This window comes from Haloechinothrix alba (genome assembly GCF_900188115.1).
In the GTDB taxonomy this organism is placed as follows: Bacteria; Actinomycetota; Actinomycetes; order Mycobacteriales; family Pseudonocardiaceae; genus Haloechinothrix; species Haloechinothrix alba.
Window position 1 is genome coordinate 24,369 of the sequence record NZ_FZNW01000005.1, and the last position, 24,229, is coordinate 48,597.

Below are 24,229 nucleotides of genomic sequence, written 5' to 3' on the forward strand. Positions count from 1 at the left end.
ACGGCGTTCACGCCGTGCCGCCGCTGCACCACCACTGCACCACGACCGCTGCGGCCCCGCCACTCGGCGCGTCACCCGTCGGTGTCGATGAGGTGTTTGAACGGCTCCAGGTTGGCCAGAGACTCGCCGCGGGAGACGCGCCATTCCCACTCGCGCCTGATCGAGCTCGCGAACCCGAGCTCGAGCAAGGTGTTGAAGTCGCCGTCCGCGGCCTGCAGGACCTGGCCGAGCAGCTTGTCCAGCTCCGGCTCCGTCACCGAGTCGAGGCCGGTCCTGCCGACCAGGTAGATGTCGCCGACCGGATCGATCGCGTAGTGCACCCCGTAGAGCTTCGTGTTGCGGCGCAGCAGGTAGGAGTACACCTCGGCATGAGCCTCATCGGGGCGGCGGCACACGAACGCCTCGATCGTGAACGCGTTGTCGCCGACGATGAGCCAGCAGTTCGTCTGGAGCTTCTTGGTGCCGGGCAGGGTGACGAAGTAACGCCCCTCACCGTGCGCGGCATAGGACAGCCCCATCCCGTCCAGCGAGGCGACGACCACCTCCTCCACGGCAGGGCTCATACAGCAACCTCCGCTCTCCTCGCTTGCCGCTGACGTGCCTCGCCGACGGCGGAGGCATACACCGACAGTAGTGCGTCCGTGGTGCGCTGCCAGGAGAACCGGCGCGCGTGGTCGGCGGCATTGCCGGCCATCTCGGCGCGGCGGGCCGGGTTCAGTGCCACCGACCCGAGCGCGTCCGCCCAGTCGCCGGTGCGGTGTGTCGGTACGAGCAACCCCGACACCCCGTGCCGGACGGCCACCGGCAGGCCCCCGACCCGGGCGGCGACGACGGGAGTTCCGCAGGCCTGCGCCTCCAGCGCGACCAGTCCGAACGACTCGTTGTGGCTCGGCACGGCGACCACATCGGCCGCGCGGAACACCCGGACCAGGTCAGGCCGTGGTTGTGGTGGCAGGAAGCGCATCAGGTCGTCGATACCGAGCGAGCGTGCCACCTCGCGCAGCGACTCCGGCTGTTCGAGCCCTGAGCCCGACGGCCCGCCCGCGACAAGTACGACAAGGCGCTCCCGCAGCCGGGGATCGCGGCGGACCAGCTCAGCGGCCGCGTGCAGGAGCACCTCCGGCGCCTTCAACGGCTGGATGCGTCCGGCGAAGGCCAGCACGATCGCGTCGGAAGGCAACCCCAGCTCGGCACGGGCGGTCTCGGCAGGGCCAGGGGTGAAGCTGCCCAGATCCACGCCGGGCGCGACGGTGCTCAACACTCCGGGGTCGGCGCCGTAGAGATCCACGAGGTGCTCCGCCTCCACCTCGGTGTTGGCCACGAGCCGGTCGGCCTCGTCGACGATCTGCTGCTCACCGAAGACCCTCGTACGCGGTTCCGGCGTGTCCCCGTCGGCCAGCGCGGCGTTCTTGACCTTGGCCAGCGTATGCGCCGTGTGGATCAGCGGTACGCCCCACCGTTCCGCGGTCAGCCACCCGACCTGACCGGACAGCCAGTAGTGCGAGTGCACGACGTCGTAGTAGCCGGGCGGGTGAAACGCCTCGGTGCGCAGCACGCCTGCGCTGAACGCGCACAGCTGCGACGGCAGCTCGCTGCGGTCCAGGGCCTCGTAGGGGCCCGCCGGCACGTGCCGGACGAGCACGCCCGGTGACAGCTCGGCCACCGGCGGCTGGTCGGACGACGTCGCCCTGGTGAAGATCTCCACGTTCACGCCCTTGCGGGCCATCGCCTCGGCCGTCTGCGTGATGTAGACATTCATGCCCCCGGCGTCACCCGTCCCCGGTTGTTCCAGGGGGGAGGTGTGCATCGACATGACCGCGACTCGGCGGGGCAACCGCGCGACCCGCCCCGCATATGTGTGCGGGATCACATTTTCCGTTGGTCCAGCGATTCGTGCGGGCGACACCGCTTCCGTCTGCTCGTCGTCCGGCAGATCACTGCCCACTGCCCTCATTAACCTGCGACTCCTCGCATCCGCGTTACATCCGACGCCGCGTCGGGACCGGAGCACGCCCGCGGCGGTCCGCGACGAACTCTCCAACCGGCCAACACCGCAACACCTCACCGTCTTCCCGATCGCCGTGCGGTACCCGTTGGGGTGACAGCCGTCATAGTCCCGCCGCACGCGCCCGGGCTACGGCGCTCGTGCCGGGCAACGGGCTCAGAGCGAACAGTTGATCAGCAATGGCTCGGGGTGCAGCACGACACCGAACCGCGCCGCCACCCCGTCACGCACCTCCCTGGCGAGGTCGAGCAGGTCCGCTGTCGATGCCGTCCCCCGGTTGGTCAGCGCGAGCGTGTGCTTGCCGGACAGGCTGACCCGCCCACCGGGTCCGCGGTAGCCCTTACCGAACCCTGCCCGCTCGATCAGCCAGGCGGCGGACAGCTTCACCCCCGTGTCCACGGGGAACTGCGGAACCGCCACGTCCGCGCCCACGGCCTCGGCCACCCGTTCCAGCACAGCCGGGAGCTCCGCCTCGCCAACGATCGGGTTGGTGAAGAACGATCCCGCGCTCCACGTGTCCCTGTCCTCGGCGTCGAGCACCATGCCCTTGGAACGGCGCAGCTCCAGTACGGCAGCCCGCACGTCGGCGCCCGGCACCCGAGTGCCCGGCTGCGCTCCGAGCGCGCGAGCCAGCTCCCCGTACCGGACGGGCTGGCTGAGCCCGTCGGTGTGCAGGGCGAAGCACACGCTCAGTACGACCGACGTGTCCGTGCCCTTGAGGTTGCTGGTGCGGTACGCGAGCTCCAGGTCGTCGGGCAGCAAGGTCACCGTCTCGCCGCGCCGCCGGTCGTAGAGACGGACCCACCGCAGGAACTGCGCGACCTCCCAGCCGTAGGCACCCACGTTCTGGATCGGGGTGGCCCCGACCTTGCCCGGGATACCGGAGAGGCACTCCAGCCCCCCGTATCCCGCCTCGACCGTGCGGGCGACGAACTCGTCCCAGTCCTGCCCCGCAGCCGCCTCGACATGCACCTCGGAACGTTCCGGGTCCGAGCCGACGACCGCGTCGCCTCGCGTGGCGACGTGCACGACCGTGCCGGGAAAGCCCGCGTCGGAGATCACGAGATTGGAGCCACCGCCCAGCACCAGAACCTGCGCCCCTGTCTCATCCCGCTCCCGTACAGCCGAGATCAGCTTTTCCTCGTCGTCCGCGGTGACCATGCCGGCAGCGGGACCGCCGAGGCGCAATGTGGTGTACTCGCCGAGCCGGATCGCGACGCCGTCCATGACCGCCACGGTAGTGTGCCCGCCATGGGCGCGCGCATCGAGCACACCGCGAGCTTCGGGTGGCCGGTCGAGCTGGTCCTCGACAGACTCACCTCGGAGGACGCCCTGCGTGAGCAGCTCGCGGAGATCGGCGGGAAGGACGCCGAGTTGCTCGCCTACTCCTCGAGTGGCTCCGGTGTGTCCTATCACATGCGCCAGGGAGTTCCTGCCGAGAAGGTCCCGCGCGCGGTGCGGGATGTGCTGCGTGGCGACCTCGTCGTGCACCGGGAGCAGGAATGGGGCACGCGCACGGCAGGCGGGACCGTGCGGGGTTCGGCTCGCGCCACCGTTTCGGGCGTGCCGGGCGAGGTCGAAGCCGTGACCGAGCTCACAGCATCCGACGAGGGCAGCCTGCTGCGCGTCACGGGGGAAGCCACCGTCCGCATACCCCTTGTCGGCGGGAAGTTCGAACGCATGATCGCCGAGCACGTGTGCGCGTTGCTCGATACCGAGGCGCGGTACACCGCCGAACGGTTGTCCCCGCACGGCCCGTAGCCGGTCAGGAAGCCGGCTTGCCGAGCCCCTCGATGACCTCCGCGTTCGGTAGCCCGGCCAGGAACTCGCCGGTGACTAGGAGCTTGCTGCCGCGCAGTCCACTGCCGACGACGAGCTCGGCGGCTCCGGCTACGGCGCTGTCCAGCAGTACGGGCCACCCTTCCGGGAGCCCGATCGGGGTGATTCCGCCGTAAGCCATCCCGGTCAGCTCGACCGCTTCCTCGCTGCCGAGGAACGAAGCCTTGCGCACGTCCAGCCTGCGCCGGATGGCCGTGTTGACGTCGGCACGTGTCGTGGCGAGCACGAGCGCAGCCGCGTACCGGGTCTCGCCGGAACGCTTGCCTGCCACGACGACACAGTTCGCCGAGGCTTCCAGGGGTGAGGAGTACGCCGCGCAGAACTCCGCGGTGTCGGCCAGGTCGGGGTCGATCTCGACGACGCCGATGTCGCTACCGCCGCGCAGCCACCGCAGCGCGGCGGAGACCGGCTCGGCGATGAGGTCGGGACGCTCGTCGACGCGCTCGACGGTCAGGCTCCCAGCGATGGTCCAGCTCGTCATCAACGCTCGGCCTCAGCCCTTCCCCTGCACCTCGGCCAGGCTCGGGCGCACGTCCACGATGTAGACGAGCACGGCGACCAGGGAGGCGAGCCAGAAGAGGGTGCCCGGTCCGTAGAACGAGAACACGGGCAGCACCAGCACGAACCCGGCCGCTCCGGTGATGCCGAGCCAGGCAGGCTTGGTCATCCGGTTCGCGGCGGTGTACGCGTCGGCCCGCTGCATCAGAGCGTGCACGAACGCGAAGATACCCAGCGGTATCCCCGCCAGGTTGATCGCGTAAATGATCAGCGTGTCGATCCCAGGCACACGTATAGCGTACGGCGAGCCCACTGAGTTTTCACACCCGGCCACCGTGCCTGCCGCGTATCAGCGGCCTGAGCTGCGGGCAGACCTCTGGTGCCTGCGGCCTGCCCGCAGCTCAGCCCGGGGAGAGCTAGCCGGGGCTCAGCTCTCGTCCTTGGATGTGGACTTCTTCGTCGAGTTCGCGGAGGACGCGGAGGACCCGGTCGAGTTCGACGAGGAGGTCGACTTGGACTTGCTCGCGGAGGGCCTGGCGGCCCCACCGCTGCCACTGCCGCTGCCACTGCCGCTGCTACCGCTGCGGGTACCGTTCGCGGTGCGCGGGGCGGTCTTGTTCGCCGCCTTACGGGAGGCGCTGCGGGTCTCGGAAGCGAGCTCATCGCCGGCCGACTCCACCTTCTTCGCGCCGGTCTCGCTGGCACTCTCCACAGCGTTGGCGGCCTTCTCACCCACCGAGCGGGTGCGCTTGGTGACCTTGCCGAACGCGTCCTCGACCCGCTCACGGGCCTCGCCGGTCACGTCGTCCACACGCTCCTGCGCGAGGCGGGTCGTCTCCTCCAGCTGCTCGAACGCGCGCTTGACCTGGGGCTGCGCCATGATCTGGTCCAGCGTCTCCTCGCCGGACTCGGCGAGCTTGTCGTACAGCTTGCGAGCGGCCTCGGTGTAGTCGTCGATCAGCTTGCGCAGCTCGGCCGGGTCGAGCTTCTCGCGCAGCTCCTCGACGTCGGAGGGCAGTTCCTCGAAGTTCTTGCGGGCAGTCTCGCTACGCTCGGTGACCCGCTCCCGCGCCTTCTGCACGGCGTCCACGACGGACTGGCTGGCGACACTACCGGCTCCGAGCACCGCTAGCAGCGGTGTGCGGAAGTTCTCCCGCACGGTGCGGGCATTCTCCTCGTTCGAACGAGCCATTTTCGTTCACTCCTCGATATCGTATGTACTGTTGAAAAGCATGGCGCCCATATTCGTATGTCGAGCTGGTCGCCGCGGCACCGTTGCCTACGACTCGGGCCTTCGACACCCCGGCGGTGCGATCCACCGGTTCGCGAACAGTCTCCCGAAAGGCGCGCATCCGCGGGTCCGCGCTCGGGTAACGGGCCGCCCTGTCACCTCGCCCGCATTCCTGGCTCAACCATCACGATCGCCGGGGTCTCCCCCGGGGTGCTGCCCGGAGTGCGCCGACCAGGATGTGCGGCTTCCGTCCAGGTCCGGCCTCCCGGGGACTGGAGAATCCACTTGCGACGCCCGGTCACCGTTTCCCGCTTCGTGGCCCGGAATCTCGGACGTACCCTGCGACGCCGAGTTCTCCCGCCGGAACGACTCGTAGACGTCGAGCAGGACCTGCTTCTGCCGTTCGGACAGCTCCTGATCCGCGCGAATCGCGTCGGACACGGCGCCGCCTTCCGGCACGTCCAAGATCCCCGCCTGCACGTAAAGCGCCTCCGCCGAGATGCGCAGTCCCTTGGCGATCTGCTGCAGGATCTCCGCGCTCGGTTTCCGCACTCCCCGTTCGATCTGGCTCAGGTAGGGATTCGACACCCCCGCCATCTTGGAGAGCTCACGCAATGAAATTTTGGCGTTGCTGCGCTGTTGCCGGATATAGGAACCAATATCGCGACCGATATCGGCGACTTTGCCGATCGGCTTTCCCTGCGGACCATCGGCCACACCCTGACCGTCGGCATCCGTTCCGGAACCGGTCTGCATGTCCATAGCTGGTCCACCTCCTCGCGATACTACCTACTGTACGCTGCGATGCTAGCTATAGCAAGCACTCTGCTTGCATCAATCGGATGTGATTCGCGGCACCGGCACGCCTACTCGAGAGGCGGGATTCGTACCCCGGCAGGGCGCCCGGTTCACCACTCACCCGCGCTCGCCGGAGCGGCCGTGTGTGTGGGGTCCGTGTCCCGCCTACGGCCAGCAGGCAGCCCGCCTGCCGATTGACCGCCCGGTGACGGCACGCTCATGCTGGCGGACAGCCCGCGTCTGACCATCCGACCTTCGCAGCTACAGCCACGGACGCCATATGAAGCTCAAACTCGATCTGCACGACATCTACAACCGGGGCACCGACATCGACAAGGCCCTGCACGACATCATCAACGAGGCCGTGGCCAAGAAGGCACCGCTGGTCGAGATCATCCCGGGCAAGGGGACCGGGCAACTGAAGAAGCGCGTGCTGCGGTTCCTCGACCGCAAGGACATCAAGGCGATGTACCACCGTGTGGACAAGGACTCGAAGAACCACGGCCGGATCTTCGTGCGGTTCCGGCACTGACACGCCGGGCGGCCGGCAACGCGAGCCGGGCGCCTCCGGCGTCGCCGGTTCGCGTCACCACACGAGACAGAAGGGGTGCCCGGCCGGGTCGGCGTACACCCGGAACCTCTCCGGATTGCCGTCCAGCAGCCGCGCACCGAGCGCCAGTACGCGCTCGTGTTCGGCAGCTATGTCGGTGACCTCGAAATCCAGGTGCAGCATCTGCGCGCGCTCGTTCGACGGCCAGGTCGGCGCCTGGTACTCCGGATCCAACTGGAAGCAGATATCGGCTCCCCCGTCCGGATTGCTCAGCGTCACCCAGCTGTCGTCCGGCTCGCTGTCGGAGTGGATCTCCCAACCGAGTACGCCCGCGTAGAACGACGCGAGCTCGTACGGGTCGGAACAGTCGAGCGCGACACACTCGAAACGTACGGCGGCAGTCATGATCAACCTCGATCGACGGTGTGATGTCGTTCTGCCCGTACAGGATGCGGCCGACCCCCGACAGTCCCGGGACGACCGTCACCCGAGCAGCGGGAAGCGGTGCGCGCGCCAGCCGAGGGCATGGCGCTGCTCTGCGGTCAGCGATCGGCGACCGGTACCGATACGCGCGTAGGTCTCGTTCTCGACCGGGAACGGGAGCGGCTCGCCGAGCAGGCCGTCGAGCGTGCCGCGCACCACCCGTAACGCGTCCTCCGAGGGACCCGGCCGGTCGAGCACGACGACGAGATCGAGATGGTGGATCGCTGCCTCCACGATCAATGTCGTGATCAGATCCTCGACGAGCAGCACGCATCCCTGGGTGCGTACCGTCCGGCGGGCTCCGCTCGACCGCGCGGCGTGCACCGCGGCCGTCGCGGTCTCGTCGAACGCGGCGAACAGCGGCTCGAACGTGGGATACACGCTCGCGCTGATCCGGGTCATCCGCAGGTTGTGCTGCGTGGGGTCGGTACTCGACCGCTGCGCCCGCCAGTAGGAGATCGCGTCGGTGTCGGGTTCGCCCCCGGCCGGGGTGTTCAGGGCGACGAGCGCGCGCTCGGCGTCGCGCATCAGGTGGAACAGCACGTCGCGCACGCACCACCCGGTGCAGCCGGTCGGCAGCCACGCCTGCCCCTCGGAGATGCCTCGCAACGCGTCGACCACGCCGGAGTAGGCGGACAGCAGCACCTGGTGACCGGCACGTTCTTCGGTGGTCATGCCCCAAGATTCCGCCACAGCACGCACGGTACGCAACCGCTGCACGGACAGTTGGGGGTCAGAACAGCAGTTGCGAGACCGCGTGGATGACGATGCCGACCAGCGCGCCGACGAGGGTGCCGTTGATCCGGATGAACTGCAGGTCCCGGCCCACCTGGAGCTCGATCCTGCGCGAGGTGTCCGCGGCGTCCCAGCGCTCCACGGTGTCGGTGATCAACGAGGTGATCTGCGTGGAGTAGTTCGTGACGAGGTAACTCGCCGCGCCCTCGACCCAGCCGTCCACCTTGTCGCGCAACGCCTCGTCGGACGACATCCGGATGCCGAAGCCACGGATGCCGTCGCGCACCCTGCTCCGCAGCTCGCTCGACGGGTCCTCCGCGGCATTGAGCAGCATCTCCTTGGCCGTCGACCATGCCGAGCCGATCAACTTGCCGACCTCGGGATGCTCGACGACGCGCCGCTTGATCTCCTCGGCGCGCGCCATCGTCTCCGGATCGTCGCGCAGGTCGCGGGCGAACTCGGTGAGGAAGGTGTCCACGGCCATCCGCATCGGGTGGTTGACGTCGACCTTGACCGCCCACGCGAAGGACAGCACCTCCCCGTACACCTTGTCGGCCACCAGGTCGTCGACGAACCGCGGGGACCAGCTCGGTGCCCGCTCGGACACGACCCGCAGCACCGTGGCGTGGTTGTCCCGCACCCACTCGTACGCCCGGTCGCACACGAGGTCGACCAGCTGGTGATGCGCGCCGTCCACGCAGACCTGCTCGAGCACACGGCCGAGCGCGGGCGCCCACGGCGTGTCCACGGCGCGCGCTGTGACGGCACGCTCGAGCATGGCCTGCACGTCGGCGTCGCGCAGCACGGTGACGGCGCCGCGGGTGACCGACGCCAGCTCCGCGGTCACCCGCTGGGCGTTGGCCTCCTGTGCCAGCCACTCGCCGATGGTGCGCGCGACCTCCATCCTGCGCAGCTTGTCGTGCACGACCTCCTCGGAGAGGAAGTTCCTGTCGATGAACTCGCCCAGGCTCGCACCGAACTGGTCCTTGCGCTTCGGGATGATCGCCGTGTGCGGGATCTTGAGCCCGAGCGGATGGCGGAACAGCACCGTGATCGCGAACCAGTCGGCGATCCCGCCGATCATGCCGGCCTCGGCTGCTGCCCGGAGGTAGCTGACCCAGCCGGGCCAGCCCCGCGACTCGGCCCAGCTGGCCAGCAAGAACACGGCGGCCGCACCGGCGAGGAACGCCAGAGAGACCGCTTTCATCCTGTTCAGGTCGCGCCGCTTGACCTCGTCAGCGACCGAGGCACCCTGCGGCGGGACGGGCGCTGTCGCCGGCGCCCCTGCGCCGGGGCGGACCCGTTCACCGGCGGTTAGTTGTTTCACAGCGACCATTGTGGGCCACGAGCCGCGCCGTGCCCGCGACCACGGCGTGCAGCGCCTGCGCGCCCGGCGGTCGGTGCCCCGGTAGCACCGCGGCTGCCCGGGCAGGATTGCGCTCGACCCCGCGGGTCGGCGAGGATCACACATTGTGCGTGAACCCGCCCTCGTCCCCGCCCTGCGACCGTTCGCCTCCACGATCTTCGCCGAGATGACCGCGCTCGCCACGCGCACCTCCGCGGTGAACCTCGGGCAGGGTTTCCCGGACACCGACGGTCCGGCCGGCATGCTGGACGCGGTCCACGACGCGATCGACAACGGCGCGAACCAGTACCCGCCCGGCCCCGGAAGGCCCGAGCTGCGCGCGGCGGTCTCGGAGCACCGCAAACGCTTCGGGGTGGAGTACGACCCGGATACCGAGGTGCTGGTCACCACCGGTGCCACCGAGGCGATCGCGGCATCGTTGCTCGCGCTGACCAGCCGGGGCGATGACGTGCTCGTGATCGAGCCCTACTACGACTCCTACGTGGCGGCCGTGGCGATGGCCGGCGCGCGCAGGCGTGTCGTACCGCTGCACCTCGACGAGAACTCCGGGCGCTTCGAGCTGGACGTGGCCGCGCTCGAGGCCGCGATCACCGACTCCACGCGCGCGATCATCGTCAACTCGCCGCACAATCCCACCGGCACCGTGTTCACCCATGCAGAGCTCGCCGCGCTCGCCGAGTTGTGCGTGCGGCACGACCTCATCGCCATCAGCGACGAGGTGTACGAGCATCTCGTCTTCGACGACACCGAACACGTCCCGGTGGCGACGCTGCCCGGCATGGCCGGGCGCACCGTCACCATCTCCAGCGCGGGCAAGATCTTCAACTGCACCGGATGGAAGATCGGATGGGCCTGCGGCAACCGGGACCTCATCGCCGCGGTGCGCGCCGCCAAGCAATTCCTGACGTTCGTCTCGGGAGGTCCGTTCCAGCCTGCCGTCGCGCACGCGCTGCGCGCCGAGCTCGACTGGGTCGAACAGTCGCGCGCCGCGCTCGGTGACAAGCGGGACCGGCTCTCGGCCGGGCTCGCCGAGGCCGGGTTCTCCGTGCTGCCCTGCTCCGGCACCTACTTCGTGTGCGCCGACGTGCGCCCGCTCGGTTACTCCGACGCCACCGACCTGGCCTGGGCCCTACCGGAACGCGTCGGCGTCGCCGCGGTCCCGGTCAGCGTGTTCACCGAGAACGGCGCGGGGAACACCCACCTGCTGCGGTTCGCCTTCTGCAAGCGGGACGACGTGCTGGACACCGCGATCGAACGGCTGCACCGGCTGACCGGAACGTGACCGACCCATCCGTCTCACCCGTGCGGGTCGCCGACGCCTTCCGCGGCCAGGATCCTGCGTAGCTTGCGCAGGCACCGCGCCCGGAGCGGGCCGACGCTGCTCTCCTGCACGCCGAGTCGCCGGGCGAGCTGGGCGTAGGTCAGCTCCGGTTCGTTGGCGATCGCCGAGGCGAGCTCGCGGTCCCGCGGATCGAGCCGGTGGGTCGCACGGACCACGGCGCGCGCCTCGTCCGCCCGGAGCACCTGGGCTTCCGGCGTGTAGCGGTCGAGCGCCCGGACAGCCGGATCGTGGCACCGCCCGTCCGGCTCCTCCCTCCGCCGCAGGCGCACCACCCGCAGGGCCTCCCGCTGTGTCGTGGTGCGCAACCAGCCTGCGATCCGCTCGGGCTCCCGGATGGTGCCCGCGTGCTGCCAGAACAGCAACCACACCTCCTGCAGGACATCCGTGACGTCCGCGTGGCTGAGCCGGTACCGCCACGCGATCGAGCGCATCGCGGGCGAGTAGCGCGCGACGAGTGTCTCGACCGCGGTTCGATCACCCGCGGCGGCGCGCCGCACGACAGCGGCCTCATCCCCCACGATCCCGCGTCGCACGACGTTCGTGTCGTATTCCTCCGTGAACTCCATACCGCCCCACCCGCGCTGTCGATCCGTACCAACACCACGGCTGGGACGTGTGCCCGGACCTGCGCGGATCCGCTCGACGGCCGCCGATCACCCCGTCGAGCGCCGAGTCGCGTAGTTTCCCGCACAGGGCCGCACGGGCATGTACTCAGTCCGGCCGAGTAGCATCCTGGACACGCGTAGTCACGATCGCCCGTGGTAACCCGCCGGGGGCGGTTGCGCTGATCGGCCGTATGGGGTGGATCGAGCCGGCGCTGGGTGCAACACTCGAGCACGGTGTGAGAATGACGTGCCGGGAATGCGGCCGCATTACCGATCGGGCCCGGAGCCATCGGACGGATTGGGGTGACAGCCGTGCTGGCCGTGACCGGTCAAGCCGCCCTCGCGGTACGGCGTGCCCTCCTCCGTGTCCTCGTCGTCGCAGGCCTGGTGGCCGCGGGCTGGATGGTTCTCGTGCTCGCTGCCGGTGCGCCTGCCGGGGCGTCCGAGCCGGATGCCGGCGTCGACTCGAACACGTCCACTACCGACACCTCCGCGGACACCGATGACTCCTCCGGTAGTGGCCTGCTCGGCGCCGCCGACTCGGTGTCCGGCGGCGCGCTCGACACGACACGAGCGGTGACCGGCTCGGCGACGGAGGTCGTCGACGACACCGTCTCGACGGCCACCGGCGCCGCCAACGACGTCACCGAGGCAGCCGATCGGGTCGTCCCCGGCGAGCCGGAGCGGGTCGAGCCTCCGGCACCCGGTGACGATGCGGGAGAGAGCAGGCCACCCGCCCCGGAGCCGCAGCCGGAAGGCTCGCTCGGCAACGATCATCAGCGTACCGCGCACGACCGGTCAGGCCCCTCGGAATCGGCCGAACAGCCGCCGGAGACCGGACGTCCCACCACGGAGACAGCCACCGGCGACGCGCTCGGTGGGCTCGGCGACGTTCCCGGGCGCGCGCTCGGCCCGTCCGGTTCCCCGCACGTCGACGGGACCCCGAACGTGCTGCGGACGAGCACGCAGCCATTGCCGGGCGGCACCAGCGCGGGGGCGGCCTGCGACGCAGGGGGCAGCGCCAAGCCCCATCAGGCCCATCTCGACCTCGCTCCTGCGATGACCGGATACGCACCTCTCGGACAGGCGGAGCGCGACGCCGCGCAGGACACGGCCACGGAAGCCGCCCTGCCGTGCACATCGCCTGACTGACGCCGCTACCCCGGGCCCACCTCTGCCCTGACGACGGTTCCGACCGGGGTTTCCCACCGCAGACGAGCCCGGAGCCGCCCGGGAGCGCTGCCGCGTCTTACTCCGGTTTCCCCGTGACACCCGAACCCGTTTACAGGCAACCCGATCGGCCGACCGCGCCCGGCCGACTCGGGCGAGGAGCTCCGGCGCCGCGATGCCCCCGCGGCGCCGGAGCCCGATCCGGTGCGCGAGGAGTGGTCGTGTTTCACCGCGCCAATACACGACCCTCCGGCCGCGCACCTGTTGGGCGGGGGGCTTTCTCGGCACGCTGAGGGGCTGTGCCAGGAAGTCCCCCGCCCCCAATACCTACCGCGATCGCCGGCGCGGCCGAATACCAGGGACGGCCCCTGCGATCGGACCGGAGCTCGAGGTGTGTCACCAGTTTGCCCCGACCGTGGCGCGCCACCTCCCCGTCGCCCTGCCGCGCTGTGCGGTGTCCCGCATTGCCGTTGCGGATTGGCTTCCTCCGAACAACAATGTACTGTCAACCGAACAGGTGAGATTGGCAAGCCGAAATTTGTTACCTGAACAGGGAGTTCACCGATCGTGGATGCGGGCAGCTACGCGGAACACCGGCGGGAGCGACAACGCGAGAGGCGGCGCGAGGCTGCCCTCGCCGGGGCGCTGGCGCTCGTGGTGGTCCTGCTCGCCGCCGGCATCATCGGGTATGCGCTGCGATCCGGCGCCGCTGCCGGGGAGGGTGAGGACCGGCTCCGGGTCATCGCCACGACCAACTTCCTTGCCGACACGGTGGACCGCGTCGGCGGCGACGACGTGACGACCACCCGCCTCATGGGGCCGGGTGTCGATCCGCACCTGTACCAGGCTCGCGCGAGCGACCTCGACGAGATGCGCGCGGCGGACGCGGTGTTCGCCGTCGGGCTGTTCCTGGAAGGGTCGCTACGCCCCACACTCACCGAGCTCGCCCGCACGAAACCGGTCGCGCTCGTCGGGGAGCAGCTCGACGAGGACCGGCTGCTCGAGCCCGAGGCGGGTGCGCCGGAGGGGACCGAGCACGACCCGCACATCTGGCTGGACCCCCGGCTGTGGGCGGACGTCGTCGACGTGATCGCCACCGAGCTCGCCGAGCTCGACCCCGGCAACGCCGATGCGTACCGGGACAGGGCGCAGGACTACCGCGCGGACGTACTGGCCCTGCACGAGGAGATGGCGCACGAGCTGGAGACCATCCCCGAGCGGCATCGCACCCTGGTCACCTCGCACGACGCCTTCCAGTACTTCGGGAGGGCGTTCGACATGGACGTAGCAGCCATCCAGGGCATCTCCACCGAGGAGGAAGCCACGACCGCCAACATCTCCGAGGTGACCGAGCTCGTCACGGATGCCGGGGTACCGACGGTGTTCATGGAGTCCAGCGTCCCGCGCAACACCCTGGACGCCGTGGTCGCCGCCGCCGAGCAGCGGGGCCACGAGGTCACAGTCGGCGCGGAGCTGTACGGCGACGCCGCGGGGGACGACGGCACCCCGGAAGGTACCTACATCGGCATGCTCCGCGCGAACGCGGAACGCATCGCGGCAGGACTGGCAGGAACGGAACAGTGACCATGGCACACCCGCAGCAGCACGAGGACGCCGTCGCCCTGAGCCTGCGCGACCTCCGTGCTGGCTACAACGGCCGCACCGTGCTCCGCGGCGTCGACCTCGACGTACCGCACGGGACGTTCGGTGCGGTGGTCGGCCCGAACGGCTCAGGAAAGTCCACACTGGTCAAAGCCGCGCTCGGGCTGCTGGCAGCCACGCGCGGTTCCGCCCGTTTCTTCGGGAGCCCGCTGGCCAGGGTACGTAGCCGGGTCGCGTACGTGCCGCAGCAGGACGCGGTGGCCGAGGACTTTCCCATCACCGCCGTGCAGGTCGTCGAGATGGGCAGGTACCCGCATCGCGGGTGGTTCCGCAGGCTCACCGCCGGCGACGACGTCGCCGTCGCCGAGGCCATGGAGGCCACCGGCGTGCAGGGCCTGGCGAACACCCCGCTCGACGAGCTGTCCGGGGGACAGCGGCAGCGGGTCTTCCTCGCCCGCGCACTCGCGCAGCGCGCCGACCTGCTGATCCTCGACGAACCGTTCACCGCCGTCGACGCGCGGACCGAAGCCGACCTGCTCTCCCTTCTGGAGCGGCTGTGCGCCACGGGCGTCACCGTCCTCGCGGTCCACCACGACCTGCGCACCGTACGGGACCGCTTCGTGTACGCGGTACTGCTGGCTGGAACCGTCGTCGCGGAGGGGCCGGTCGGCGATGCGCTGTCGGCGGACAACCTCGAACGCGCGTACGGCATCGCTCCGCTGGCTCAGCCTGCGACGACGGTGGAGGCGTAGGCGTCGCCATGCTCAACTGGCTGCTGAACTCGCTGCCACTGCCCTACCCCGACGCGGTCGTCGTGGTCGGCACGGCGGCACTCGGCTTCGTCGCGGGCGCGCTCGGACCGCTGCTCGTGCTGCGCAGGCGCGCGATGTTCGGTGACGCGATGAGCCACGCGACGCTGCCCGGCGTGGCGATCGCGTTCCTGCTGGCCGGCACGGCCTCTCCCGGGTACCTGCTGCTCGGGGCCGCTGCATCGGCCTCGGCCGCGGCGCTTGCGATGACCGCGATGGTTCGCTCGGCGCGCATCGCGCCGGACGCCGCCATCGGGGTGGTGCTCTCCGTCTCGCTCACGCTCGGCCTCGTCCTGCTGACCCATATCGCGAGCACAGGCGACAGCCAGCAGGCAGGGCTGAACGCCTACCTGCTCGGTCAGGCCGCCGGAATGGTCGAGCAGGACATCGCGCTGACCCTCACCCTGGGGACGATCGCGCTCGGCTGCCTGCTGGTGTGGTTCCGCCTGTTGCGCTCGGCAAGCTTCGACCCCGGGTTCAGCGCGGTCATCGGGGCGCGACCGTGGATCGTGGACGCCGCGAGCACGGGGCTGCTCGCCGTGGCGATCGTGCTCGGAGTGCGCACCGTGGGGGCCATCCTGATGGTCGCGCTACTGGTCGCCCCCTGCGTTGCGGCACGACAGCTGACGACGACCCTGGCGCGGCTGGTGCCACTTGCCGGGTTGATCGGCGCGGCCGCGGGCGTGACCGGTGGCGTGGTCTCGGGCAAGGCCGAGCTGCCTGCAGGGCCGGTGATCGTGCTCATCGCGACCACCGTGGCTGTGCTTGCCGTGCTGTTCGCCCCGCGCCGGGGTGTCGTCGCACGGAGCCGCACGGCCGTGCCGGCCACGCGGGATGCGGAGGGGGCGCGATGAGCACCGACGCGCTGATGATCATCGTGATCGCGGGCCTGCTGTCCACGGCCTGCGCCGTGCTCGGGAGCTTCCTCGTGCTCCGCAGGCAAGCGCTGCTGCCGGACGCGGTCAGCCACGCCGTGCTCCCCGGGATCGTGCTGATCTTCGTGCTGACCGGGCAGCGTGGCAGCATGCTCACGGTGCTCGGCGCGACGGCCTTCGGCCTGATCTGTGTCGCGGGGTTCGAGTGGCTGCGCCGCACCGGGTTGGTGGCGCCGGACGCCGCGCTCGCGCTGGTGTTTCCCGCGCTGTTCTCCCTCGGCGTGCTGGGGATCGGTACGTACGCCTCGGGCGCGCACATCGACGTCGACTCGGCGATCTACGGCGACCTCACCTTTGCGCCGCTGCGCACCGTGGAGCTCGCGGGGCAGGCCGTGCCACGGTCGTTGCTGATCACCGGCGGCGCCACGGTCGCCGTGGCGATCCTGGTCGTGGTGCTGTGGCGCCCGCTGAAGGCGAGCACGTTCGACCCGGGTTTCGCCCAGTCGGCAGGCCTGCGTGGCCGTGTCGTCAGCACCGTGCTGCTGCTCGCGGTGACCGTGGTCGCAGTCGTCGCGTTCGACAGCGTGGGAGCGATCCTGGTGATCACGTTCTTCGTCGTTCCCGCCGCGGCGGCGCACCAGGTGGCGACCCGGCTGAGCTCGATGCTGCTGACGGCTGTCGGCATCGGCTGGGCGAGCTCGCTGCTCGGCTACCGGCTCGCCGAGCAGCTGGACTCGTCGATCCCCGGATCGATCGGCCTGGCCAGTGTCATGCTGTTCGCGCTGGCGTGGCTGGCCGGACGAGGACGCGGCCGGCTTGGCCGGTTCCTGCATCGGGGGTCGTCCCGTGACACGACAACCAGGACCACGATCCCCGTGCAGCAAGCACGCCCATCAGAGTCACACGCCACCGCAGCACCCTCTCGGGACCGGTGAGCCGCGCGTCACACGGAACGGGGTGGCGCGGTCGTGCCACGCACCACCAGGCTCGGTTCGAGCACGAACTCCCTGGGATCCGATCCGGGCTCCTCGATGCGCTCGACGACGGCTCGCACGGCGCGCTGCGCGATGCCTTCCACGTCCTGATGCACTGTCGTGAGGTCGATATACGACAGCGTGGCCACGTGGCTGTCGTCGTAACCGACCACCGAGGCATCGTCCGGAACCCGCACGCCCGCCCTCCGGAGCGCGTCCAGCAGTCCCAGCGCGCACCGGTCGTTACTGGCCAGCACCGCCGTCGGTAGCTCGCCCTCACTCAGCATCAGTTCCGCACCCCGGACACCGGCCTGCTCCGTATGGTCTCCAGGAATCACCCGCGCGCACTCGGCGAGGTTGTGCTTGCGCATCGCTGCCCGGTAGGCGCGGCGGCGCTCGGTCGACCCTGCGCCGTCCCCGCCATCGATATGGACGATCTTCTTGTGGCCGAGTGTGATCAGATGGTCCAGGGCCTGCCGCACTCCCTTGGCCTCCGCCGAGTGGACCAGGTCCACACCGGCCCCGGTCGCGCGCGTACTGACCGCCACCGCGGGAACCTTCTTCCCCACAGTGGTCAGGTAGTGCTCGTCGACCTCTGCCAGCAGGATCACGCCTTCGCACCGGTGGTCGAGCAGCGCATCGATCGCCCGGTGCTCGCTGTGCGTCGGCGCCACCGCGGACAGCAGGATCTCGTACCCCAGCTCCTCCGCCACCGGGTAGATCCGTTCCACGATCTCGGCGTGGAACGGGTGACGCAGCGTGATCGTAACGCCGAGCACCTTCGTCCTGCTGCTCGCCAGCAAGCGCGCCGCACTGTCGGGGCGGTATCCGATCTCCTCGGCAACCTGGAACACCCGTTCCCGGGTCTGTTCGCTCGCCCCCGGTGCATTGCGGAAGACCAGGGACACCAGGGCGCGCGACACTCCGGCCCTGGCCGCGACGTCGGCCATCGTCGGGCGACGCTCGGACCGCTGACCGCCGTCACCGCCCGGTCGCTGTGCTGGCTTCTCCTGCATACCTCATCCGTTCCGGTCGGCCACCAGGCTCGCACACCACCGCGGACGGCTTCGGTAATGGCCGGATAACGCTCCCTTGACATGTCCTGTGACTGCCATCATAGTACTGGGTACTAGAGCGCGCTAGTAGAGCGCTCTAGATCAGCAACCCAGCGAGTGAGGAGGTGCGTCGGTGGCAGCCAGCACGGGCGGCGTCAACACCCCACACCCCGCGCGGTTCGACGTGCTCACGATGGGCAGGGTGGGTGTGGACATCTACCCGCAGCAGGTGGGTGTCGGGCTGGCGGATGTGACCAGCTTCGGGAAATACCTGGGCGGGAGCCCGACCAACGTCGCGGTGGCCGCCGCTCGTTACGGGCAGGACTCCGCGGTCATCACGCGCACCGGGCAGGACCCGTTCGGCACGTTCGTCCACAAGGCCCTGCGGGGCTACGGCGTGGACGACCGTTTCGTGACCGCGGTTCCCGGCCTGCCGACGCCGGTGACCTTCTGCGAGATCTTCCCGCCCGACGACTTCCCGCTGTACTTCTACCGCGAACCCAAGGCCCCCGACCTGGAGATCTCCGCCGACGAGCTGGACTTCGACACGATCGCAGGGGCAGGCATCTTCTGGGCCACGGTGACGGGGCTGTGCACCGAGCCGTCCCGGTCCGCCACGCTCGCCGCGCTGCAGGCTCGTGGTCGGAGGGGGATCACGATCCTGGACCTGGACTACCGGCCGATGTTCTGGGACTCCGCCGAACAGGCCCGCGCGGTGATCGATTCCGCTCTGGAGCACGTCACCGTGGCCGTCGGAAACATCGCGGAGTGCGAGACGGCGATCGGCCTGACCGAGCCGGTCGCGATCACCCGCGCGCTACGCGAGCGCGGCATCGAGCTCGCGGTGGTCAAGCAGGGACCGCGCGGGGTGCTGGCCGACGACGGGACCGGCCCTGTGGAGGTGCCGCCCGCCCCTGTGGAGGTCGTCAACGGGCTGGGCGCAGGCGATGCCTTCGGCGGGGCACTGTGCCACGGGTTGCTGTCCGGTTGGGACACCGAAAGCACGATCGCGTTCGCCAACGCGGCGGGTGCGCTGGTCGCCGGGCAGTTCGCGTGTTCGGACGCGATGCCCACAGAGGCCGAGGTGCGCCGCAAGCTCGGGGAGGTGTCCCGTGCCTGAACACCACAGCGCGGGCTCCTACCGGCTGCCGGACGCGCAGATCAGCCAGATCGTGCGTACCCGGGTGCACGAACCCGCCGCGATCGCCGAGGCCGCGGCCCGGCGCGCGGCCGCGAAGTCCCCGGTCGGCTCCGGCGACCGAGCGATGATCATCGCGGCCGACCACCCGGCGCGCGGGGCCAACGCGGTGGGCTCCGACCCGCAGGCCATGGCCGACCGGGCCGAGCTGCTCGGCAGGCTGCGCGTCGCCCTGGACCGCCCGGGCGTGACCGGCATCCTCGGAACCGCCGACATCATCGATGACCTGCTACTGCTCGGCGCGCTCGACGGCAAGGTCGTGATCGGGTCGATGAACCGCTCCGGGCTCGCCGGATCGAGCTTCGAGATCGACGACCGGTTCACCGGGTACGACGCCGAGTCGCTGTCGGCGGCGGGCTTCGACGGCGGGAAGGTGCTCACCCGCATCGCGCTGGACGACCCCAGCACCCCGTCGGTGCTGGAAGGCACCGCGCGGGCGGTCGACGAGCTGGCCGACCGCAATCTCATGGCGATGATCGAGCCGTTCATCTCGTACTGGACGGACGGCGCACTGCGCAACGACCTCTCCCCCGACGCGGTGATCCGCTCGATCACCATCGCCGCAGGCCTCGGACGCACCTCGGCGCATACCTGGCTGAAACTGCCCGCTGTGGACGACGTGGAGCGCGTCATGACCTCGTCCACCCTGCCTGCGCTGCTACTCGGCGGGGAGGTCACCGACCGCGACTCCACCTTTGCCAGCTGGTCCCGGGCACTCGCGGTGCCCACTGTGTACGGACTGATCGTGGGGCGCTCCCTGCTGTACCCGCACGACGACGACGTTGCCGGAGCCGTAGACGAGGCGGTGAGCTTGCTGTGAACTCGAAGTACCACCTGCGTGCTGGATCGACCACGGAGGGGCCGTACGCGGTAGCCGTCACCCCGGAGTCCGCGGGCTGGGGATACTCCGGCCTCCGGGTCCTCACCCTGGCTCCCGGTGGCAGCCACCGGGTCACGACCGGAACCGACGAGATGCTCGTGCTGCCGCTGTCCGGGAGCTGCTCGGTGGAGTGCGCCGGGCAGTCGTTCGCGCTGGACGGCCGGTCGGACGTGTTCTCCGGCCCCACCGACTTCGCCTACCTCCCGAGGGACACGGCAGCCGTGATCACCAGCGAGACCGGCGGCCGGTTCGCGCTGCCCTCATCCCGCTGCGAGCACGCGTTGGCCCCGCGCTACCAACCGGCCGCGAGCACCCGTCCCGAGCTGCGCGGAGCGGGCAACTGCAGCAGGCAGGTCAACAACTACTGCCTGCCGCACACCTTCGACGCGGACCGCATCCTGGTCTGCGAGGTGCTCACCCCGTCAGGCAACTGGTCGTCCTACCCGCCGCACAAGCACGACGAGCAGCGTGAGGGCGAGAGCCGGCTGGAAGAGATCTACTACTTCGAGGTCGGGTCCGGCCCGCGCGGGCCGGGAATGGCCTACCAGCGGGTGTACGGCTCGGACGCGGGCCCGATCGACGTGTGCGCCGAGGTCGCCTCCGGCGATGTGGTGCTGATCCCGCACGGGTGGCACGGCCCGTCGATGGCCGTGCCCGGGTACGACCTGTACTACCTCAACGTCATGGCAGGCCCCGGCGAGGAGCGTGCCTGGCGCATCTGCGACGACCCGGCGCACGGGTGGATCCGTGCGGAGTGGCAGCAGCAGGAGATCGACCCCCGGCTGCCGTTCGGCCCCGACAGCGACGGGAGGGCGTGAGCGCCGATGAGCGAGACCATCCGGCTGACGACCGGCCAGGCCGTGGTGCGTTTCCTGGCCGCCCAGTTCAGCGAGCGCGACGGCGCCGAGCAGCGGCTGATCCCGGGCATGTGGGGGATCTTCGGGCACGGCAATGTCGCCGGAGTCGGTCAGGCCCTGCTGCAGGCCGCACACACCGGTGAAGCGGACCTGCCCTACTACCTGGCCCGTAACGAGCAGGCGATGGTGCACACCTCCGCCGCGTTCGCCAAGATGCGCGACCGGCTGGCCACCTTCGCCTGCACCGCATCCACCGGCCCCGGCTCCACCAACATGATCACCGGCGCCGCGCTGGCCACCACCAACCGGCTGCCGGTGCTGCTGTTGCCGAGCGACATGTTCGCCACCCGCTACCCCGACCCGGTGCTGCAACAGCTGGAGGACACCCGAGGCGGGGACGTCACCGTCAACGACGCGTTCCGGCCGGTGTCGAAGTACTTCGACCGCATCACCCGTCCCGAGCAGCTCATCCCAGCCGCGCTGGCGGCGATGCGGGTGCTGACCGACCCTGCCGAGACGGGCGCTGTCACCCTGTGCCTGCCGCAGGACGTGCAGGCCGAGGCTTTCGACTGGCCGGTCGAGTTCTTCCGGCACCGGGTGTGGCACGTTCCCCGCCCGGCGCCGGAGCCTGCAGCGGTCGCCCGCGCCGCCGAGGTCCTGCGCACCGCGCACAGGCCGCTGGTCGTCGCGGGTGGCGGGGCGGTCTACTCCGGAGCCGGGAACGAGCTGGCCGCGCTCGCGGACGCGACGGGCGTGCCGGTGGCCGACACACACGCCGGTAAGGGTGCGCTGCCGGCCGACCACCCGTGTGCGGTCGGCGGGATCGGCTCCACCGGCACCGCCGCCGCGAACGCGCTGGCTGCCGATGCCGATGTCGTGCTCGGTATCGGCACCCGATACTCCGACTTCACCACCGCCAGCCACACGGTGTTCGGCAACCCCGAGGTGACGTTCGTGAACCTCAACGTGGCCCGGCTGGACGCGGTCAAGCACTCCGCGGTGGCCGTGACCGCGGACGCGCGGGAGGGCCTGCGAGCACTGCTCGCCGAGCTCGACGGGTGGCGGGTCGACGACTCCTACCGCGACCGTGCCGGGCAGCTCGCCGCCGAGTGGCGCCGGGTGACCGAGGAGTGCTACTCGCGTGGCCACGGCCCGCTACCCGCGCAGACCGAGGTCATCGGGGCGGTCAGCGAGGCAGCAGGCGAACGCGGCGTCGTCATCAACGCCGCCGGGTCCATGCCGGGCGACCTGCAGATGCTGTGGCGCGCCCGCGACCCCAAGGCCTACAACGTCGAGTACGCCTACTCGTGCATGGGATACGAGGTCGCAGCCGGGGTGGGCACGAAGATGGCCGCCGCCGACCGCGAGGTGTTCGTACTCGTCGGCGACGGCTCGTACCTGATGCTGAGCTCGGAGCTGGTCACCATGATCTCCGAGGGCATCAAGGTCGTCATCGTGCTCGTGCAGAACCACGGGTTCGCCTCCATCGGCTCGCTGTCCGAGGAGCTGGGTTCCCAGCGGTTCGGCACCGCCTACCGGTACCGCTCAGGCGAGTCCGGCCTGCTCGACGGGGAGGCGCTGCCGGTGGACCTGGCCGCCAATGCCGCAAGCCTCGGCGCCACCGTCCTGCGGGCGGGCTCCGTCGCGGAGCTGCGCGACGCCCTTGCCGAGGCCAGGGCGAACACCACGACGACCGTCGTGCACGTCGACGCCGACCTGTTCGGCCCCGGCCCGCCCGGATCCGGGTGGTGGGACGTCCCGGTGGCCGAGGTGTCCGAACTGACCAGCACGTCCAAGGCCTACGAGAACTACGCGGCCAACAAGCAGAACCAGCGCCACTACCTCTAGGAGAGCAACACCGTGACGAGCATTCAGCACTGGATCAACGGGGCAGGAACCCCGGGGGTGGCGAGCCGGACAGGGCCGGTGTTCAACCCCGCGACCGGCACGCAGCAAGCCGACGTCGTCCTCGCCGACCCCGCCGACGTCGACACCGCGGTGACCGCGGCAGCCAAGGCCTTCGAGTCATGGGGCGACTCCTCACTGACGCAGCGGCAACGGGTCATGTTCGCCTTCCGCGAGCTGCTCGTCCGCCACGAGGACGAGCTCGCCAGGTTGATCTCGGCCGAGCACGGCAAGGTCATCGACGACGCCAGGGGCGAGATCGTGCGCGGCCGCGAGGTCGTCGAGTACGCCTGCGGTATCGCCGAGGCACTCAAGGGCAGCTTCTCCGACCAAGTCTCCAGCGGCGTGGACGTGCACAGTCTCCGGCAGCCACTCGGGGTCTGCGCCGGGATCACCCCGTTCAACTTCCCCATCATGGTGCCGCTGTGGATGCACCCGATGGCGATCGCCACCGGCAACACCTTCGTACTCAAGCCGAGCGAGCGGGACCCGTCGGCATCGAACTTCGTCGCCGAGCTCTACGCCGAGGCGGGGCTCCCGGACGGGGTGTTCAACGTCGTGCACGGCGACAGGACCGCCGTCGACGCCATCCTGGACCATCCCGGCGTCGCGGCCGTCTCGTTCGTCGGCTCCACCCCCATCGCCCGCTACGTCCACGAACGCGGCACGGCGAGCGGCAAGCGCGTACAGGCGCTCGGCGGCGCGAAGAACCACGCGGTCGTACTGCCGGACGCCGATCTCGAGTTCGCGGCCGACCACCTGACCGCGGCCGCCTACGGGTCGGCCGGGCAACGCTGCATGGCCGTCTCCGTCGGGGTGGCCGTCGGCGACGCGGGCGACGACCTGGTCGACGTGCTCGCCCGCAAGGCGAACGAGATCACCGTCGGTCCCGGCGACGCCCCGGGTACGGACATGGGGCCGGTCGTGACCGCCGAGGCCCGCAGGCGCGTGATCGATGCCGTGCGCTCCGGCGCGGAGCAAGGGGCAGACGTCGTCGTCGACGGCCGCGAGCTGACCGTGCCCGGCCACGAGGACGGCTTCTTCGTCGGACCGTCCCTTCTGGACAAGGTCACCCCCGAGATGGACGCCTACCAGCAGGAGATCTTCGGGCCCGTGCTGTCCGTTGCGCGCACCGGCACCGTCGACGAGGCCATCGAGCTGATCAACAACAATCCCTACGGCAACGGCACGGCCATCTTCACCGGCGACGGCCACGCGGCACGGCGCTTCGGGCGCGAGGTGAGCGTCGGAATGATCGGCGTGAACGTGCCGATCCCCGTGCCGATGTCCTACTACTCCTTCGGCGGGTGGAAGGACTCCCTCATCGGCGACTCCCCTATCCACGGCCCGGAAGGCGTGCGCTTCTACACCCGCAACAAGGTCATCACCAGCCGCTGGCCGCACACCTCGCGCACGTCCGGGGCGGCCTTCCACTTCCCCACCACCAGCTGA

The 24,229-nt window shown here is 70.1% G+C and carries 24 protein-coding genes and 1 pseudogene; 13 read left to right on the forward strand and 12 right to left on the reverse strand.

Annotation, left to right across the window (positions count from 1 at the left end):
* Window positions 1–71 precede the first annotated feature (71 nt).
* From CHB84_RS05270 to CHB84_RS05280, 3 genes are all read right to left on the reverse strand, one after another.
* Window positions 72–563, reverse strand: coding sequence for a type III secretion system chaperone family protein (locus CHB84_RS05270; RefSeq protein WP_089300372.1), 492 nt, complete (start codon window positions 561–563; stop codon window positions 72–74).
* Entirely contained in the window at window positions 560–1,813 is a 1,254-nt protein-coding gene (mshA, locus tag CHB84_RS05275; RefSeq protein WP_245818571.1) for a D-inositol-3-phosphate glycosyltransferase, read from the reverse strand. The genes CHB84_RS05270 and mshA overlap by 4 nt, the downstream gene beginning before the upstream one ends.
* Before the next feature lie 348 nt (window positions 1,814–2,161).
* Window positions 2,162–3,232, reverse strand: coding sequence for a UDP-N-acetylmuramate dehydrogenase (locus tag CHB84_RS05280; RefSeq protein ID WP_089300374.1), 1,071 nt, complete (start codon window positions 3,230–3,232; stop codon window positions 2,162–2,164).
* A gap of 24 nt (window positions 3,233–3,256) precedes the next feature.
* Between CHB84_RS05280 and CHB84_RS05285 the strand changes: the two genes are divergently transcribed.
* The gene (locus tag CHB84_RS05285) at window positions 3,257–3,766 is read left to right on the forward strand and encodes a DUF2505 domain-containing protein (protein WP_089300375.1); all 510 of its coding nucleotides are present in this window, start codon (window positions 3,257–3,259) and stop codon (window positions 3,764–3,766) included.
* Between the two features lie 4 nt (window positions 3,767–3,770).
* Here the strand turns inward: CHB84_RS05285 and CHB84_RS05290 are convergent, their stop codons facing one another.
* The 4 genes and pseudogenes from CHB84_RS05290 to CHB84_RS05305 all read right to left on the reverse strand — a co-directional run.
* Window positions 3,771–4,325, reverse strand: a complete 555-nt coding sequence (locus CHB84_RS05290) for a YbaK/EbsC family protein (protein ID WP_089300376.1) — start codon at window positions 4,323–4,325, stop codon at window positions 3,771–3,773.
* Window positions 4,326–4,337: 12 nt separating this feature from the next.
* Entirely contained in the window at window positions 4,338–4,631 is a 294-nt protein-coding gene (locus CHB84_RS05295) for a DUF2516 family protein (protein WP_089300576.1), read from the reverse strand.
* A 138-nt stretch (window positions 4,632–4,769) separates the two neighbouring features.
* Window positions 4,770–5,534, reverse strand: coding sequence for a hypothetical protein (locus CHB84_RS05300; protein ID WP_176439788.1), 765 nt, complete (start codon window positions 5,532–5,534; stop codon window positions 4,770–4,772).
* 378 nt (window positions 5,535–5,912) lie between these two features.
* A pseudogene (locus CHB84_RS05305) lies at window positions 5,913–6,263 on the reverse strand (helix-turn-helix domain-containing protein); the annotation flags it as partial.
* Between the two features lie 388 nt (window positions 6,264–6,651).
* Here CHB84_RS05305 and CHB84_RS05310 point away from each other — a divergent pair.
* Window positions 6,652–6,903: a Smr/MutS family protein gene (locus CHB84_RS05310; protein ID WP_089300377.1), complete on the forward strand. Its 252-nt coding sequence runs from the start codon at window positions 6,652–6,654 to the stop codon at window positions 6,901–6,903.
* A gap of 54 nt (window positions 6,904–6,957) precedes the next feature.
* Here CHB84_RS05310 and CHB84_RS05315 read toward each other — a convergent pair whose 3' ends face one another.
* The 3 genes from CHB84_RS05315 to CHB84_RS05325 all read right to left on the reverse strand — a co-directional run bounded on the left by CHB84_RS05315 (window position 6,958) and on the right by CHB84_RS05325 (window position 9,466).
* Window positions 6,958–7,326, reverse strand: a complete 369-nt coding sequence (locus CHB84_RS05315; RefSeq protein ID WP_089300378.1) for a VOC family protein — start codon at window positions 7,324–7,326, stop codon at window positions 6,958–6,960.
* A gap of 78 nt (window positions 7,327–7,404) precedes the next feature.
* Complete coding sequence (locus CHB84_RS05320; protein ID WP_089300379.1) at window positions 7,405–8,079, reverse strand: maleylpyruvate isomerase N-terminal domain-containing protein; 675 nt, start codon at window positions 8,077–8,079, stop codon at window positions 7,405–7,407.
* Between the two features lie 58 nt (window positions 8,080–8,137).
* On the reverse strand, window positions 8,138–9,466 hold the full coding sequence (locus CHB84_RS05325) for a DUF445 domain-containing protein (RefSeq protein WP_245818572.1): 1,329 nt from the start codon (window positions 9,464–9,466) through the stop codon (window positions 8,138–8,140).
* Between the two features lie 145 nt (window positions 9,467–9,611).
* Between CHB84_RS05325 and CHB84_RS05330 the strand changes: the two genes are divergently transcribed.
* Window positions 9,612–10,787, forward strand: coding sequence for a pyridoxal phosphate-dependent aminotransferase (locus tag CHB84_RS05330; RefSeq protein WP_089300381.1), 1,176 nt, complete (start codon window positions 9,612–9,614; stop codon window positions 10,785–10,787).
* Between the two features lie 14 nt (window positions 10,788–10,801).
* Here CHB84_RS05330 and CHB84_RS05335 read toward each other — a convergent pair whose 3' ends face one another.
* Window positions 10,802–11,413 (reverse strand): RNA polymerase sigma factor, encoded by a 612-nt coding sequence (locus tag CHB84_RS05335; RefSeq protein ID WP_089300382.1) that lies wholly within the window; start codon window positions 11,411–11,413, stop codon window positions 10,802–10,804.
* A gap of 351 nt (window positions 11,414–11,764) precedes the next feature.
* Between CHB84_RS05335 and CHB84_RS05340 the strand changes: the two genes are divergently transcribed.
* The 5 genes from CHB84_RS05340 to CHB84_RS05360 all read left to right on the forward strand — a co-directional run bounded on the left by CHB84_RS05340 (window position 11,765) and on the right by CHB84_RS05360 (window position 16,843).
* Window positions 11,765–12,604 (forward strand): hypothetical protein, encoded by an 840-nt coding sequence (locus tag CHB84_RS05340; RefSeq protein WP_141134577.1) that lies wholly within the window; start codon window positions 11,765–11,767, stop codon window positions 12,602–12,604.
* Window positions 12,605–13,189: 585 nt separating this feature from the next.
* Window positions 13,190–14,206: a metal ABC transporter solute-binding protein, Zn/Mn family gene (locus CHB84_RS05345; RefSeq protein WP_089300384.1), complete on the forward strand. Its 1,017-nt coding sequence runs from the start codon at window positions 13,190–13,192 to the stop codon at window positions 14,204–14,206.
* A 2-nt stretch (window positions 14,207–14,208) separates the two neighbouring features.
* A complete protein-coding gene (locus CHB84_RS05350; RefSeq protein ID WP_089300385.1) occupies window positions 14,209–14,976 on the forward strand; it encodes a metal ABC transporter ATP-binding protein in 768 nt (255 codons plus the stop codon).
* A gap of 8 nt (window positions 14,977–14,984) precedes the next feature.
* The gene (locus tag CHB84_RS05355) at window positions 14,985–15,887 is read left to right on the forward strand and encodes a metal ABC transporter permease (RefSeq protein ID WP_089300386.1); all 903 of its coding nucleotides are present in this window, start codon (window positions 14,985–14,987) and stop codon (window positions 15,885–15,887) included.
* On the forward strand, window positions 15,884–16,843 hold the full coding sequence (locus CHB84_RS05360) for a metal ABC transporter permease (RefSeq protein ID WP_089300387.1): 960 nt from the start codon (window positions 15,884–15,886) through the stop codon (window positions 16,841–16,843). Before CHB84_RS05355 ends, CHB84_RS05360 begins: the two co-directional genes overlap by 4 nt.
* Window positions 16,844–16,851: 8 nt before the next feature.
* Here CHB84_RS05360 and CHB84_RS05365 read toward each other — a convergent pair whose 3' ends face one another.
* The gene (locus CHB84_RS05365; RefSeq protein ID WP_245818573.1) at window positions 16,852–17,898 is read right to left on the reverse strand and encodes a LacI family DNA-binding transcriptional regulator; all 1,047 of its coding nucleotides are present in this window, start codon (window positions 17,896–17,898) and stop codon (window positions 16,852–16,854) included.
* A gap of 172 nt (window positions 17,899–18,070) precedes the next feature.
* Between CHB84_RS05365 and iolC the strand changes: the two genes are divergently transcribed.
* From iolC to CHB84_RS05390, 5 genes are read left to right on the forward strand one after another with little or no spacing between them, the layout of a single operon-like run.
* Entirely contained in the window at window positions 18,071–19,057 is a 987-nt protein-coding gene (gene iolC, locus CHB84_RS05370; RefSeq protein ID WP_281251733.1) for a 5-dehydro-2-deoxygluconokinase, read from the forward strand.
* Between the two features lie 25 nt (window positions 19,058–19,082).
* Window positions 19,083–19,955, forward strand: a complete 873-nt coding sequence (locus tag CHB84_RS05375; protein WP_089300580.1) for a Cgl0159 family (beta/alpha)8-fold protein — start codon at window positions 19,083–19,085, stop codon at window positions 19,953–19,955.
* A complete protein-coding gene (iolB, locus tag CHB84_RS05380) occupies window positions 19,952–20,833 on the forward strand; it encodes a 5-deoxy-glucuronate isomerase (RefSeq protein WP_089300388.1) in 882 nt (293 codons plus the stop codon). Before CHB84_RS05375 ends, iolB begins: the two co-directional genes overlap by 4 nt.
* 6 nt (window positions 20,834–20,839) lie before the next feature.
* Window positions 20,840–22,720: a 3D-(3,5/4)-trihydroxycyclohexane-1,2-dione acylhydrolase (decyclizing) gene (iolD, locus tag CHB84_RS05385; RefSeq protein WP_089300389.1), complete on the forward strand. Its 1,881-nt coding sequence runs from the start codon at window positions 20,840–20,842 to the stop codon at window positions 22,718–22,720.
* A 12-nt stretch (window positions 22,721–22,732) separates the two neighbouring features.
* A complete protein-coding gene (locus tag CHB84_RS05390) occupies window positions 22,733–24,229 on the forward strand; it encodes a CoA-acylating methylmalonate-semialdehyde dehydrogenase (protein WP_089300390.1) in 1,497 nt (498 codons plus the stop codon).